Annotated in this window: 12 protein-coding genes and 1 pseudogene; 4 read left to right on the top strand and 9 right to left on the bottom strand. The window is 68.4% G+C overall.

The window, feature by feature from the left end:
* Positions 1-26: 26 nt before the first annotated feature.
* The gene (locus tag LEL84_RS22225; RefSeq protein WP_006213383.1) at positions 27-1565 is read right to left on the bottom strand and encodes a recombinase family protein; all 1539 of its coding nucleotides are present in this window, start codon (positions 1563-1565) and stop codon (positions 27-29) included.
* A 35-nt stretch (positions 1566-1600) separates the two neighbouring features.
* Here LEL84_RS22225 and LEL84_RS22220 point away from each other — a divergent pair.
* A pseudogene (locus LEL84_RS22220) lies at positions 1601-2122 on the top strand (ABC transporter ATP-binding protein); the annotation flags it as partial.
* A 30-nt stretch (positions 2123-2152) separates the two neighbouring features.
* Here the strand turns inward: LEL84_RS22220 and LEL84_RS22215 are convergent.
* From LEL84_RS22215 to LEL84_RS22205, 3 genes are all read right to left on the bottom strand, one after another.
* Complete coding sequence (locus tag LEL84_RS22215) at positions 2153-3310, bottom strand: lipase family protein (protein WP_226512801.1); 1158 nt, start codon at positions 3308-3310, stop codon at positions 2153-2155.
* A 17-nt stretch (positions 3311-3327) separates the two neighbouring features.
* Complete coding sequence (locus tag LEL84_RS22210; RefSeq protein WP_058251444.1) at positions 3328-4293, bottom strand: 4-(cytidine 5'-diphospho)-2-C-methyl-D-erythritol kinase; 966 nt, start codon at positions 4291-4293, stop codon at positions 3328-3330.
* A gap of 76 nt (positions 4294-4369) precedes the next feature.
* Entirely contained in the window at positions 4370-5038 is a 669-nt protein-coding gene (locus LEL84_RS22205; protein WP_226512800.1) for an HAD family hydrolase, read from the bottom strand.
* Between the two features lie 141 nt (positions 5039-5179).
* On the opposite strand from LEL84_RS22205, the gene LEL84_RS22200 reads away from it, so the two are divergent.
* A complete protein-coding gene (locus LEL84_RS22200; RefSeq protein WP_226512799.1) occupies positions 5180-6172 on the top strand; it encodes an LLM class F420-dependent oxidoreductase in 993 nt (330 codons plus the stop codon).
* Here the strand turns inward: LEL84_RS22200 and LEL84_RS22195 are convergent.
* From LEL84_RS22195 to LEL84_RS22175, 5 genes are all read right to left on the bottom strand, one after another.
* Complete coding sequence (locus LEL84_RS22195; RefSeq protein WP_226512798.1) at positions 6140-6754, bottom strand: GNAT family N-acetyltransferase; 615 nt, start codon at positions 6752-6754, stop codon at positions 6140-6142. The genes LEL84_RS22200 and LEL84_RS22195 overlap by 33 nt on opposite strands.
* A 130-nt stretch (positions 6755-6884) precedes the next feature.
* Positions 6885-7811, bottom strand: a complete 927-nt coding sequence (gene rsmA / locus LEL84_RS22190) for a 16S rRNA (adenine(1518)-N(6)/adenine(1519)-N(6))-dimethyltransferase RsmA (protein ID WP_226512797.1) — start codon at positions 7809-7811, stop codon at positions 6885-6887.
* Positions 7775-8926 carry a resuscitation-promoting factor gene (locus tag LEL84_RS22185; protein ID WP_226514390.1) on the bottom strand — a complete coding sequence of 384 codons (1152 nt, stop codon included), beginning with the start codon at positions 8924-8926 and terminating at the stop codon, positions 7775-7777. The genes rsmA and LEL84_RS22185 overlap by 37 nt, the downstream gene beginning before the upstream one ends.
* Before the next feature lie 136 nt (positions 8927-9062).
* A complete protein-coding gene (locus LEL84_RS22180; RefSeq protein WP_226512796.1) occupies positions 9063-9980 on the bottom strand; it encodes a TatD family hydrolase in 918 nt (305 codons plus the stop codon).
* 53 nt (positions 9981-10033) lie between these two features.
* Entirely contained in the window at positions 10034-10867 is an 834-nt protein-coding gene (locus LEL84_RS22175; protein WP_226512795.1) for a PhzF family phenazine biosynthesis protein, read from the bottom strand.
* Between the two features lie 181 nt (positions 10868-11048).
* Between LEL84_RS22175 and LEL84_RS22170 the strand changes: the two genes are divergently transcribed.
* Positions 11049-11771, top strand: a complete 723-nt coding sequence (locus LEL84_RS22170) for an HAD family hydrolase (protein WP_058251450.1) — start codon at positions 11049-11051, stop codon at positions 11769-11771.
* Positions 11768-14125, top strand: a complete 2358-nt coding sequence (locus LEL84_RS22165) for a glycoside hydrolase family 65 protein (protein WP_058251451.1) — start codon at positions 11768-11770, stop codon at positions 14123-14125. The genes LEL84_RS22170 and LEL84_RS22165 overlap by 4 nt, the downstream gene beginning before the upstream one ends.
* Positions 14126-14177 lie beyond the last annotated feature (52 nt).

Below are 14177 nucleotides of genomic sequence, written 5' to 3'. Positions count from 1 at the left end.
GCCGACTGACCGTCAGGGCGCAGCGGTCAGGACGATTCTGGTCGCCTCCATTGATATGTCTCGGGAACCGAGAACCGAGGAGTGATCTTGATCCGTGCCGGATCAAAGCGGCCGCCCATGGTCTTGGCCTTCTCGATCCGGATGTCGAGCAGCATCTTGAGCATGCGGCGCTTCTCGACCAGGTCGAGAGCTTCCCATGCGGCATCCAGATCCTTCGTCTGGATCAGTGCGAGGAGTTGCCTGTCGGCGACCGGGGGAACGGCGGCTTTCGCGGCACGTTCGATCTCGGGCTTGAGGCGTTCCTCGACATCGGCCAGCATCGTCATGCTGATCCGGCCCTGTGCATACTCGCCCGCTGCGTCGGCGAGGCGCCTGCGCAGTGCTGCGACATGGTCCTGGGCTTCGCGGACCCGCTCGTTCCAGTTGTCGTCCGGGCCCAGAATGACCGCTAGGCTCTCAGGCTTGGACAGCCAACCAAGTAGTGCGCCGGTGACGTAAGCGTCCGTGTAGGGAATGTCGATACTGACCTTCCGGCACCCCACTTTCCCGCAGATGTAGTTGTCTCGAGGCATCCCAGTCCGCTTGCGATCCACGGCACCATGAATGCGCACCAAGGGGTGCGAACAGAAGCCGCACCTGGCAATGAATGACAGCAGCCACCTGGGGTGACTATGGTTGCCTTCCTCCACGTACCGAGTACGGCGAGCCCGGTCCGCAAGGATCTGGTTGACCTTCTCCCACTTTTCGACCGGAACGATCGCCGGCCAGTCCGCTTCACCGATGACCTCGCCCTGATACATGCGCAGGCCCGCAATCGTTGGACTCTTGATGAGTTGGCGCAGGGTTGAGCTCATCCAACCTCGCGACTGGTCGGACGTCGGCTTCATCGGGGTCGGCACCCCCGCGCGATTCAGGCGAGTCACGATGTTGTTGATCGAGACCCCGTCCAGAATCTCATCGACGGCCGTGATGATGATCGAGGCCTTTCCCGGGTCGATCTCCTGACGAACCAGCGCACGCGTCTGCTCGTCATACACCCTGCGGTACCCGTAGGGGAGCCGACCGTGTGGGCGACCCTTCTGCGCGTTGAGCCGCACAGTGCGCAGCTGCCGGTCCCGGATCACCGCGGCGTCCTTCTCCGCAGTGAGGAACTCCAGCCCCATCATGAAGCTGTCGTCATGGCGGGAAAAGTCATAGACCCGGCCCTTCGTCAGGTAGAGCACACCGGCTTCCTGACAAGCCGCACGCAGTTGCACGTACGCCAGTAGCTCACGTCCGGCGCGGGAGGGCTCCCACGTCACGAACGCGTCATACTTCTTGGAGGCGATCAGGTGGAGAGCCTCCTCGAACCCCTCACGCTCGCGGGTGCGCCACTTCGATGCAGATCGATTGGCATCGGTGATGACCCTGCCGACATTCCACGTCTGCTGCGCGCACCAGGCGCGGCAGTCCGTCTCCTGATCGTCGGTCGAGCGCATGAGGTAGTGACGATCCATCGAGGCTCGCGTGTATATGAGAGCCTTGATCTCGGAAGCCGGTGGTCGGGTGGGTAGTCGAGTCTCCATGACAGACAGGTGCTCCTCTTGCATCTGCCATCTAGCTGCTGGGTGAGCCGACCAACGACCTCGACACCGACATGCTCGCCGCGCTCGAGGACCTGCTGGACTCGTGGCCCGGCACGCTGATCGTCGTCTCGCACGACCGATACTTCCTCGAGCGGGTCACCGATCAGCAGTTCGCCGTCCTCGACGGCGGGCTCCGCCACCTCCCCGGCGGCGTCGACGAGTTCTTGAGACTCCGCTCGGCACAGGCGAAGACGTCGGGTTCCGGATCGACGTCGGGCGGATCCGGTGCGAGCGCCACAGCTTCGGGGAACGGCGGCGTGTCGGGCTCCACCCTCAGCGGCGCCGAGCTGCGCGCGGCCAACAAGGAGCTCGCCTCGCTCGAGCGTCGGATCGACAAGCTGCACAGCAAGATCGATGCTGCCCGGACCGCGCTCGCCGACCATGATCAGTCCGACTACCAAGGCCTCGCCGCGGAGACGGAGAGCATCCGCAGCATGGAATCCGAACTCGAGGAACTCGAGGAACGCTGGATGGAACTCGGCGAGAGCGTCGAGTGATCGACTCCGCGAGAACCGGTCGGCCCGACCTCAACGGCCGAACGACTCCCGGATCGCGGCCAGCACGTCCGGCAGCGACTCGTCGACGACGCCGCTGTGATCGACCCGCGCGTAGGTCTTGAGGTCCACATCCGTGCCGGCGTCGCGCATCGCGGACCGCAGCGAACGACTCAGCGGGTACGGCAGCACGGGATCGAGAAGACCATGTGCGAGCGTGACTTTCACCGGGTAGCCAGAGACGGGCACCTCGGCGTACTCCCGCAGGGCGTCCCGGAAGTCCTGCTCCGCAGTGAACGACGACGCCACGAGTGAGCCCGGCGGCACCGACCGCAACGCATCCACGAGATCCCCGTTGCACCGGGCACGCGCGCGGTCGAGAAAACGCTTGCCGTCCGACGTCAGGGAATCGGCGACGCGGAGTTCTGGATTCGCGTGGTCGAGGCCGGCGAGGGTGAACAGGAACGGCGCATTCAGCACATTGAGCGCGCCGAGGCCGGGCACGCGGGGACCGAACAGACCGAACAGGTTCTCCAGCGACGAGACCGGGGCGATCGCGATGATGCCGGCGACCGGCAGTTCCGGTGCGAATTCCGCGGCGAGACGGCCCGCGTGCAGCGCAGCGTGGCCGCCCTGGGAGTGCCCGGTCGACACCCAGCGTGATCCGAGCGAGGCGTCGACCGACCGCGCCGCGCGGATCATGTCGATCACCGAGTGAGCCGCCGCGCGACCGCCGAGGTATTCGGTCTCCCCCGCCGACCCGAGCCCCGCGTAATCGGTTGCCGTGACCGCGAACCCGGCGTCGAGCGCCGCGCGCACCGGGGCCTCGACACCGTCGCCGAGCCGGTGCAGGGTCGGCGCGCACTCGTCGGCCAGGCCGACCGTCCCGTGTGCCCAGGACACGACGGGCCAGCCACCGGCGGGCGGCGTACCCTTCGGCACCCAGTACACGCCGCTCGACATCGCCGGGCGGCCGTTCTGATCGCGCGTCGCATAGGTCAGGCGGGTGCCCGAGCCGGCCGCCGACGGGAGTTCGTCGTCGGGGACCTCGATGGTGGTGAAGACGAAACCGTCGGCGGGTGCGGCGGCCGTCGACGGGCCGGCCGTGACGATGCAGAGCGCGAGCAGCAGAGTGACGACGGCGCTGACCGCGAGCAGTGGGGCGACGACGGCGGCGGGTCTGCGGGACATCAGGCAACCGTAGGCGATCAGTGGCGGACGTCGGCTCCGAGGACGCGCGTACCGGCGGCGGGACCGCTCGCGGTGCGGACCGACCGGGCGACGCCGGCGCCGGACAGTTCGGCGGCGACGTTCACCGCGCCGGTCTCGTCGGCGCACAGGAAGGCACATGTCGGACCGGAGCCGGACACGATGCCGCCCAGTGCTCCGGCGTCGATTCCGGCACGCAGGGTCCGGCGGAGGGTGGGTTGCAGCGAGAGCGCCGCCGGTTGTAGGTCGTTGTGCAGCAAGGGCGCCACCGCGTGCGGGTCACCGGACGCCAGGGCCTGCATGAGTTCGTCGGGGCGGCGGAGGAGGTCCCGCTCGTCGTCGGTGGCGCATTCTCCGGAACGGCTGTCGCGCAGCCGATCCAGTTCGCGGTACACCGCGGGCGTGGACAGTCCGTCGCGTGCGAGCGCGAGCACCCAGTGGAAGTCACCGCGGGAGAGGACCTGCATCAGCCGCTCGCCGCGTCCGGTACCCAGGGCGGTGTTGCCGTGCAACGCGAACGGGACGTCGCTGCCCAGGTCCGCCGCGATCGCGGCGAGGTCGTCGCGGCCGATGTCGAGCTTCCACAGGGCGGCGAGTGCGACCAGCGCCCCGGCGGCATCCGCGCTGCCACCGGCCATGCCCCCGGCCACCGGGATCGTCTTGTCGATGTCGATCGCGACCTTGCCGGGACGGTCCGCCCACTCGGCAAGTGCCAGCGCCGCCCGGACCGCCAGGTTGGACTCGTCCGTCGGGACCGACCCGGCGCCTTCGCCACGAACCGTGATGCTCATCTCGTTGGCCCGGGCGACCCTGATGTCGTCGTGCAGGGACAGCGCCTGGAAGACGGTCACGAGGTCGTGGTAGCCGTCCTCGCGGCGCGGACCGACCCCGAGGTGCAGATTGACCTTCGACGGAGCCCGCGCGGTGACGGAGTCCGACACCACCGACAGCGACGTTCGCGACACAATGATCCAGCCTAGCGCCCCGGCGTCGGCCCCGCGCCCACCGATGCGGTCGGTCCGGCGCTCCAGCCGCCGTCGATCAGGGGCGCCAGCCGCGGTCGACGAGTTCGCCGACGTGCTCGACGACCAGCACCGCGCCCGCGTCGCGCAACTCACCCTCCGCGAAGCCACCGGACCGTACCGCCACGCACTCCGCCGGCAGGCGATGCGCCGACGCCACGTCCCACACGGTGTCGCCGACGACGACAGCCTCTCCACCGCCGGCCTCGGCGAGCGCGACCGACAGGATGTCGGGCGCCGGTTTGGACGAATCGGCGTCGTCCGAGGTGGTCACGGCGGCGAAGTCGTTCCGCGACAATCCCATCGACTCGAGCGCGGCGTCGGTGAACTCCGACTTGCCCGACGACGCGAGCGCCACCCGGTAGCCGGCGTCCAGCAGTCCCCGCACCAAATCGGCCGCGCCGGGCAGGGGCCGCACGTCGGGCAGCAGGCCGCGATAGGCCTCCTCCCACTCGTCGCGCAAGGTGTCACCGAGCGATTCCTCCACGTCGTCGCCGAGCAGCTCGCCGACGAGACGGTCGCCGCCCATGCCGATCGCCCGGTGCACCTGCCACCACTGGGGGATCAGGTCGTGAGCAGCGAAGGCCCGCATCCACGCCAATGCGTGGAGGTAGGTGGAGTCGACGAGCGTACCGTCGACATCGAGAAGCACGGCGTCGATCGACCCATCCGCGTTCTGGTCTGGCATCTGCGCCTCGTTTCCGGGGTCGAGAACCGCGCCCCGTCGTCGAACGTCCGTCGTCCGGGCACCACCGTCTCGAGCGTCCCGGGTTTCGGACCCATGACTCATGGCTACACCGAAGCGACCCATCTCGCAGAGGAGACCTCCATGGCAACACGTTTCGGCTACACCCTGATGACCGAGCAGGCAGGCCCGAAAGCGCTGGTGCGGTACGCCGTCGGCGCCGAAGACGCCGGCTTCGACTTCGAGGTGTCGAGCGACCACTACTTCCCGTGGCTCTCGGCCCAGGGACACGCACCGTACGCGTGGACGGTCCTCGGAGCCGTGGCCCACGCGACCGAGCGGGTCGACCTGATGACCTACGTGACGTGCCCGACGATCCGCTACCACCCGGCGATCATCGCGCAGAAGGCTGCGACGCTGCAGATCCTCGCCGACGGTCGCTTCACTCTCGGCCTCGGCTCGGGCGAGAACCTGAACGAGCACGTGGTCGGCGAGGGCTGGCCCTCGGTCGCCGACCGCCAGGACATGCTCGCCGAGGCGATCGAGATCATCCGCAAACTGCACACCGGTGAGCTCGTCGACTTCCGCGGCGAGTTCTTCCAGGTCGACGCCGCCCGGATCTGGGATCTGCCCGACCAGCCCGTCCCGATCGGCGTCGCAGTGGCGGGCAATGCGGGTATCGAGACGTTCGGGCCACTGGCCGACCACCTGATCGCCGTCGAACCCGACGCCGACTTCATCAAGGCGTGGAACGAACATTCGTCGACCCCGACCGTCGACGGGCAGCGGTCCCGCGCGATCGGGCAGATCCCCATCAGCTGGGATCCCGACCGCGACAAGGCGATCGAGCGCGCCCACGATCAGTTCCGGTGGTTCGCCGGCGGGTGGGATGTCAACGCCGACCTGCGCACCACCGCGGGCTTCGCCGCAGCGACGCAGTTCGTCACGCCGGACGACGTCGCGGGCAACATCCCCTGCGGCCCGGACCTCGACCAGATCGTCGAGGCGGTGAAACCCTTCTGGGAGGCGGGGTTCACCGACATCGCGCTGGTGCAGATCGGGGGCGACACCCAGGACGCGTTCCTGCGCGACGCCGCTCCCGAGCTACTGGAGAAACTGCGCGCCGCGTCGAACTGAGTCCGATTGCTCGAGGTCCCAGGACTGCGGGGTGCGGTCCTCGCCCGCCCGCAGCACGGCGGTGTGCACATCGCCGACGTGGCGACCCGACGGGAGCTGATCGATCTCGTCCTCGGGGCGTCGGCCGGTGTAGCGGAAGCCGGCCGACGCCGCCAGCCGCGCCGAGGCCACGTTGTCGACCAGCGCCCGCCAGATCACGCGATCGAACCCTGCTCCGCCGTCGGCGGGGTCGGCGAAGGCGTGGTCGAGGACCGCGGCGAGCGCCTCGGTGAGGTAGCGATGGCCCCGATGCGACGGCGCACACCAATAGCCCAGTGACGCAACGTTTTTCTCGACGGTTCGCAGTCCGATGGTGCCGACGAGTTCACCGCCGGGGATCTCGATCGCCCACACCGACGACCCGGCGGCCGGGGCGATGTCGCGGACGAAATGTTCGGCGTGCGCACGCGTATACGGGACCGGGACCAGTGTGAAGCGCTGGATGTCCGGGTCCTGGCAGGCGCGGAAGATCGGTTCGATGTCACGGTCGGCGGGTGGGCGCAGCCGCAGCCTCGGCGTCGTCAGAGTCTGTGGTGGAACCATGTCGGACCTCGTCGTCGATGCTGCGGATGCACAACACGGTACGAGCTTCTCCCCGCCGACGGCGAGCGGTTTTGCGCCCGCCCCCACGACGAGCCGCGGTCTTCCCGCGATCAGCGACCCGGCGTCGAGATCAGGTCGTGCGAGCGAGGCGGACGAAGTCGTCGACGTCGAGCTTCTCGCCCCGCACACCCGGATCGATACCGGCCTCACGGAGCCGGCGTTCGGCTTCGGCCGCCGAACCGGCCCAGCCGGCCAGCGCTGATCGCATCGTCTTGCGTCGCTGGGCGAATGCGGCGTCGATCGCGGCGAACACCTGTTGCCGCACAACGGGATCGGTCGAGTGGTCGTCGGTTCGTTCGATGCGGACGAGACCCGACTCCACCTTGGGTTCGGGCCAGAAGACGTTGCGCCCCACCGCACCGGCCCGGCTCACGCGACCGTGGTAGCGCGCCTTGACGCTCGGCACCCCGTAGGTGCGGCTGCCCGGGCCGGCGGCGAGGCGGTCGGCGACCTCGGCCTGCACCATCACGAGGGCGGTGGTGATCTCCGGGAAGAGTCCGAGCAGGTGCAACAGGACCGGCACCGACACGTTGTACGGCAGGTTCGCGACCAGCGCGGTGGGGACCACCGGCAGGTCGTCGCGCGTCACCTGTAGCGCGTCGGCGAGGATGACCTCGAAGTTGCCCTGCCGATTCGGGGCATACTCCGCGATCGTCGCCGGAAGACGTTCCGCGAGCACCGGATCGATCTCGATGGCGACGACCCTGCCCGCCGCCCCGAGGAGGGCGAGGGTGAGCGAGCCCAGCCCGGGCCCGACCTCGAGGACGGTGTCGTCGGGCCCGACCCCCGATGCCGCGACGATCCTTCGCACGGTGTTCGCGTCGTGGACGAAGTTCTGTCCGAGAGTCTTGGTCGGCCGGACGCCGACCTCCGCCGCGAGCTCCCGGATCTGTGCCGGCCCGAGGAGACGCGGAGCCGCGTCGGGCGCGCCGTCGGGTGAACCCGCTGTCGAGTCGCTGATCAGCGCAGCCCCAGCTTGGACGAGCAGGACGGCCATGCGCCCCAGCCCTGGACCGCCTGGGTCTTCTTCGCGATGGCGATCTGTTCTTCGCGGGTGGCGAGGTCGGCGCGCGGCGCGTACTCGAGTCCGCCCCAGCGTTCCCAGGTGTTCTGGTCGAACTGGACGCCGCCGTAGAAGCCGTTGCCGGTGTTGATCGCCCAGTTGCCGGTCGCCTCGCACGCGGCGAGCGCGTCCCACACCGATCCCGGCGGCACGAACGGCGCACCCGGCTTGGTGCCGATGCGAACGGTGGCCGCGACGGGCTCGCTGAGCACCTCGCTGGTCAGCTTGTCGCGCTTGACGACCCGGCCGTTCACGGTGGTCACCTTGTAGGTGACACGCGCCTCGCCGGGCGTGCCCTTCTTCTCGACGACCTTGCGGTCGCGGACGAGGGTCGGGTCCTCTTTCTTGACCTCCGGCGGGGCGACCGGTTCGGTGAGCGTGACGTCCTCGGTCTTGATCCGGGTGACGACGATCTTGAGGTTCGGGGTGATCTTGGTGTCGGCGGCCGGGGTGACCTTGTCTTCGGCGCCCAGCGGGGTGCCGAGCGACTCGAGCAGATCCTTGACGGTGTGCGCGGCGACGGTCGGGCGCTTGCGGGCCGGTCCGTCGACGAGGTTCACCGGCTTGGGCAGCGCGACCTCGATCTGACCGCCGTCGACCGGCAGTTCCTCGCCGAAGGCGGTCTCCTCCGCGGCGTGGGTCAGTCCGCGTTCGGCCATCAACTGGTCCACGGTCGAGGCGTTGGTGACGATGGTCTCGCGCTTGCCCTCGATGTCGAGGGTGAGTTCCTTGAGCTTGTTGACCTTGATGGTCTGGCCTTCGCCGAAGCCCGAGTCGGGTGCCGGGCTCACCTTGTCACCGTCGGCGGGCGCCAGCCCCTCCGACTCGAGGAGACTCTCGACGGACATCGCCATGGTGGACACGTGCCGGATGTCGCCGTCCACGTCGATCGCGACGTTCTTGTGCATGCTGACGCCCATGACCCCGCCGGCCGCGACGGTGGCGCACACGGCGCCGACGGCGACACGGACACGCAACGACTTCGAGCCGTTGATCTTGGCGAACACCGAACCCGACGATGTCGGAGCGGACGGCTCCGGGTTCGACAGTTCGGGGTTTTGCAGCTCTGGGTTGGGCAGAGAAGACAAGGGCACGACATCCTGATAGGCAACACTGGCACCACGCCGGCCGAGTGGATCAGCACGTCGGCCAGCTGGATCACAGTACGATAACGAACCGGCCAGATTATGGCAAAGGGATGCCGTAGACGCGCCGTGCGTTCGCCCCGAGGATGCGAGCCATCTCCTCGTCCGCCACGCCACGCACGGCCGCGAGGGCCCGGGCTGTGTACGGCAGACAATAGGACTGATTGGGCTGGCCACGGTAGGGATGCGGGGTCAGGAACGGCGCGTCGGTCTCGACGAGGATCTGGTCGTCGGGGACCAACTCGGCCGCGACCCGGAGCTCATCGGCGTTGGCGAAGCTCACAGTGCCGGCGAAACTGAGCATGAACCCACGCTCGACACATTCGCGTGCAACATTTCGGTCACCGGAGAAGCAGTGCATGATCACGGATTCCGGGGCGCCCTCGGCGGCCAGGACGTCGAGTAGATCCCGGTCGGCCTCGCGGTTGTGGATCATCAGCGGCTTGCCGACCCGCTTCGCGAGGTCGATGTGCCAGCGGAACGTCTCGTGCTGCACCTCGGGCGACGCACAGTCGTCGGACTTCCCGGGCCAGTAGTAGTCGAGCCCGGTCTCGCCCACCGCGACGACTCGCGGGTGACGCACCATCCGCTCGAGCTCGGTGGCGGTCTCGTCGTTCAGATCGCCGGCATGCATCGGGTGCAGGGCCACCGCCGCGTAGACGCGATCGTCCCACTCCGCGGCGGCGACCGCCCACCGTGCATCGACCATGTCGTCGGCGACGGTGACCACATGGCCGACGCCGACGCCCTGCGCGTGGTCGCAGATCGCGCGGACCGTCTCGGCGTCGCGTCCGCCGCATGCAGCGAGGTGGGTGTGCGCGTCGACGAGGCCGGGCAGCGGCGCCGGGTCCGGTGGCGGTTCGCGTCGACGTCGCTTCTTGGCAGCCTTGTTGCTCAGGGTCTCGCCGCCACCGCTCTCGGCATCACCCGGCGCCGAGTTCTCCGGGGCGTCGGTCATGGCACCCACCTTGGCACAGCGCGCCGACACCATCCGGTGCGGTCCCGACACCACTAGAGCGTCACCGTCCCCTCGATCACCGTCGTCGTGTCGCCGCCGATCCAGATGTGCTCGCCGTCGTCGTGGACGTGGATGCGGCCGGCCCGACCGAGCGCCGCACCTTGCGCGGCGACGTAGGACGCCGGCGCCTGCCCGCTGGCTCGCAACCACATGGCGATGCCGGCGTTGAGACTGCCCGTCACCGGGTCCTCGGGTACCCCGATGCCCGGCACGAACGCGCGCACCTCGCCGAAGACCTCTCCGTCCCCCGAGCCGTACCGCCCGAACAATCCGACCTTGTGATCGCCGAGGGCAGGGATGTCCGGGGTCACCTCGAGCACCCGCTCGCCCGATTCGAGTTGCAACACCATCCATTCCGGCCCGTTGTCGACCCACTCGGCCGCGCGGACCTCGGCCGTGTCGACCCGCAGCGCCGCGGCGACCTCGGTGACGACGGCGGCGTCGACGGGTCCGAACCGCCGCAACGGCGGCGCCGCGAAGGCCAGCCGTGCACCAGTGCGCCGCAGTCGCACCAGGCCGACGCCGCACTCCTGCACGATGTCCTCCCCCGCAGGCCGGCCGCCCGTCGTCAGCCAGGCATGTGCCGAGCCGAGGGTGGGATGCCCGGCGAACGGCAACTCGCCGTCCGGGGTGAAGATGCGCAGACGGTAATCGGCGGCAGGGTCGGTCGGCGGCAGCACGAAGGTCGTCTCCGACAGGTTCGTCCAGCGCGCGAACGCGGCCATCCGGTCGTCGGGGATGTCGGTGGCATCGAGCACCACGGCAACCGGGTTACCACCGGTCCCGGTAGCGGAGAACACATCGATCTGAGCGAATCGTCGAGTCATCGGACCATCGTCTCACCTCCAGTTGTCGCCCGGTCAAAGCCTTTTCGGGCGCGCAGGCGTCGCCGGCGGAACCGCTGTCCGGGACGACGCGTGCGATCGCGCGCCCGCGGCCGGCAGAAAACGCCCGGGGTGGCCACGCAAATCGCGCCGGAGTCGCCCGGGACGGGTAGCGTGGCGAAGCGTGTTGGGATTGCCAGATTCGATCACCGTCGCACTGTTCGACCTCGACGGGGTTCTCACCGAGACCGCGGTGCTGCACCGCAAGGCGTGGAAGAAGGCGTTCGACGCCTTTCTCGCCGCCCGTGCGGGCGGCGCAGACCACGCCGACTTCGTCGAGTTCACCGATCAGGACTATCTGGACTACGTCGACGGACGTCCCCGCGAGGACGGCGTCCGGGCCTTCCTCGCCTCTCGCGGAATCGACGATGTCGACGCGCAGACCGTGACCGCGATCGGAGACGGGAAGAACGACATGTTCCTGGTCAGCCTGGCCGAGGACGGTGGGCAGGCCTATCCGGGGTCCGTGCGATATCTCGAGGCGGCGCGCGACGCCGGTCTCCGGATCGCCGTGGTGACCTCCTCGAAGAACGGAGCAGCAGTGCTGGATGCGGCAGACCTGTCGAAATTCGTCGAGGTCCGCGTGGACGGACTCGACATCGTGTCGAAAGGGCTGAAGGGCAAACCCGCACCCGACTCGTTTCTCCTGGGCGCCGAACTGATGGGCGTCGAGCCCGCCGCGGCGGTCGTCTTCGAAGACGCCATCTCCGGCATCGCGGCCGGCAGCGCGGGCGCCTTCGGCTACGTCGTCGGCATCGACCGGGTCGGTGGCGGCCAGGCCGAGGCGATGCGTGCCGCCGGCGCCGACATCGTCGTTAACGACCTCGTCGAATTGCTCCCCGCATGACCGCCGAGCACGGCCACGACTTCGGCTTCGAGATCCATCCGTGGCAGCTGAAGTGGCGCGGCGGCGTCGATCTGGACATGCTGGGCCGAACCGAGACGCTGTTCGCACTGTCCAACGGGCACATCGGTTTACGCGGGTCCTTCGAAGAGGGTGAGCCGGTCGATCATCCCGGCACGTACCTCAACGGCTTCTACGAGCTGCGCGGCCTGCCCTATGCCGAGAGCGGGTACGGCTATCCCGAATCCGGACAGACCGTCGTCAACGTGACCGACGGCAAGATCATCCGGCTGCTGGTCGAGGACGAGCCGATGGACCTTCGGTACGGGCGTACCGAGGAGCACGAGCGGACGCTGGACTTCCGGACCGGCACCCTGCGTCGTCACACGGTGTGGACCTCACCCACCGGCCGGAAGGTCCGCATCAAGTCCGAACGCCTCGTGTCCTTCACCAAACGCACGATCGCCGCGATCCGGTACGAGGTCGAGCCGGTCGACGAGGACATGAAACTCGTTCTGCAGTCCGATCTCCTGGCCAACGAGCCGGTTCCGGCACCGGGCAACGACCCGCGCCTGGCGGCGGCACTCGACGCCCCGCTTGTCTCCGACCTCGCCACCTGTCGCAACTACTGGGGCATGCTGGTCCACCACACCAAGAAGTCCGGCCTGCACATGGCGGCCGGCATGGACCACGAGATCTACTTCCCCGACAAGGCCGACACCTTCATCCGCGCCGACGGCGACCTGGCCCGGCTCACCATCGCGGCCAACGTGCCGAAGGGCAAGAGTCTCACCCTCACCAAGTACATGGGGTACGGCTGGTCGGCCCGACGCTCGGTGCCGGCGCTGCGCGCCCAGGTCGACGCGGCCCTCGCGATGGCGATGGAGACCGGTTGGGATTCGCTCAAGGCCGACCAGGTCCGGTACCTCGAGGACTTCTGGCGCGACGCCGACGTCGAACTCGACGGCGATCCCGAACTGCAGCAGGCGGTTCGCTTCGCGTTGTTCCACGTCCTGCAGGCCGGCGCGCGCGGTCAGTCCCGCGCGATCCCGGCCAAGGGTCTCACCGGCCCCGGCTACGACGGTCACACCTTCTGGGACACCGAGAGTTTCATCCTCCCGATGCTCACCTACACCGTGCCCGCCGCCGCCGGCGAGGAATTGCGATGGCGCCACTCCACCATGGACAAGGCGAAGTCCCGGGCCGCCGAACTGGGGCAACGCGGGGCCATGTTCCCGTGGCGCTCGATCAACGGCGACGAGTGTTCGGGGTACTGGCCCGCGGGCACCGCGGGCGTCCACGTCTCCGCCGACATCGCCAACGCCACCGCGCGCTACCTGCGGGCCACCAACGACGAACAGTTCGAAACCGAATGCGGCGTCGAACTTCTCGTCGAGACCGCCCGACTGTTCGCCGGTCTCGGGCACCACGATGTGAACGGTAAGTTCCGCATCGACGGGGTCACCGGTCCCGACGAGTACACCGCCGTCGTGAACAACAACACCTTCACCAACCTGGCGGCGCAACAGAATCTGCGCGACGCCGTGGCGGCGGTGCATCGCCGTCCGGATCTCGCCGAGCAATTCGGGGTCACGACCGCCGAGGCGGCGCACTGGGAAGCGTGCGCCGACGACATGACGATCCCCTTCGACGACGCGCTCGGCGTGCACCAGCAGTGTGAGTCGTTCACGTTGTTGGGCGCCTGGGACTTCGAATCCTCGGTGGGACGCTATCCGCTGCTGTTGAACTACCCGTACTACGACCTCTACCGCAAGCAGGTGGTCAAGCAGGCCGACCTGGTCTTCGCGACCTACCTGTTCGGGGACGCCTTCACGCCCGAGCAGAAGCTGCGCAACTTCGACTACTACTACCCGCTGACCGTTCGTGACTCGTCGCTGTCGGCCTGCTGCGAGGCGGTCACCGCCGCCGAGGTCGGTTACCCCGATCTCGCCTACGACCTGCTCGCCGAGTCCGTGTTCACCGACCTGCACGACCTGCACAACAACGTCAGCAGTGGCCTGCACATCGCGGCTCTCGCCGGTGCCTGGACCGACTGCGTGGCGGGTTTCGGCGGTATGCGCGACTTCGGCGGGAACATCACGTTCGCACCGCGGCTCCCGAAGCGGTTGACCTACATGTCCTTCCGCATGATCATCCGGGACTCGAAGATCGTGGTGGCCGTCGACAAGGACAATGCGACGTACCGGTTGTTGTCGGGTCCGCCGATCGACCTGGCGCACCACGGCGAGAAGTTCACGCTCGAATCCGCGCCGATGACCATGCACATTCCGGAACTGGAATACCGCGAACCGCCGAAGGCCCCGCCGGGGTGCGAACCGTATCGCCGGGAGATCTAGCTCTCGGAGCTTGACCTTCTCACTGTGTCAAGCGCTCAGATGGGTGGCGAAG

Origin of the sequence: Gordonia sp. WA4-43 (assembly GCF_020520305.1) — a bacterium.
GTDB lineage: Bacteria > Actinomycetota > Actinomycetes > Mycobacteriales > Mycobacteriaceae > Gordonia > Gordonia hongkongensis.
This window is presented reverse-complemented; position numbering and strand designations above follow the sequence as displayed.

What these genes read in the sequence shown, in the direction of transcription:
- LEL84_RS22225 (WP_006213383.1), bottom strand. Translation starts at nt 1,565, where the DNA reads ATGGAGACTCGACTACCCACCCGACCACCGGCTTCCGAGATCAAGGCT.
- LEL84_RS22215 (WP_226512801.1), bottom strand. Translation starts at nt 3,310, where the DNA reads ATGTCCCGCAGACCCGCCGCCGTCGTCGCCCCACTGCTCGCGGTCAGC.
- LEL84_RS22205 (WP_226512800.1), bottom strand. Translation starts at nt 5,038, where the DNA reads ATGCCAGACCAGAACGCGGATGGGTCGATCGACGCCGTGCTTCTCGAT.
- LEL84_RS22200 (WP_226512799.1), top strand. Translation starts at nt 5,180, where the DNA reads ATGGCAACACGTTTCGGCTACACCCTGATGACCGAGCAGGCAGGCCCG.
- LEL84_RS22195 (WP_226512798.1), bottom strand. Translation starts at nt 6,754, where the DNA reads ATGGTTCCACCACAGACTCTGACGACGCCGAGGCTGCGGCTGCGCCCA.
- rsmA (WP_226512797.1), bottom strand. Translation starts at nt 7,811, where the DNA reads ATGGCCGTCCTGCTCGTCCAAGCTGGGGCTGCGCTGATCAGCGACTCG.
- LEL84_RS22180 (WP_226512796.1), bottom strand. Translation starts at nt 9,980, where the DNA reads ATGACCGACGCCCCGGAGAACTCGGCGCCGGGTGATGCCGAGAGCGGT.
- LEL84_RS22175 (WP_226512795.1), bottom strand. Translation starts at nt 10,867, where the DNA reads ATGACTCGACGATTCGCTCAGATCGATGTGTTCTCCGCTACCGGGACC.
- LEL84_RS22165 (WP_058251451.1), top strand. Translation starts at nt 11,768, where the DNA reads ATGACCGCCGAGCACGGCCACGACTTCGGCTTCGAGATCCATCCGTGG.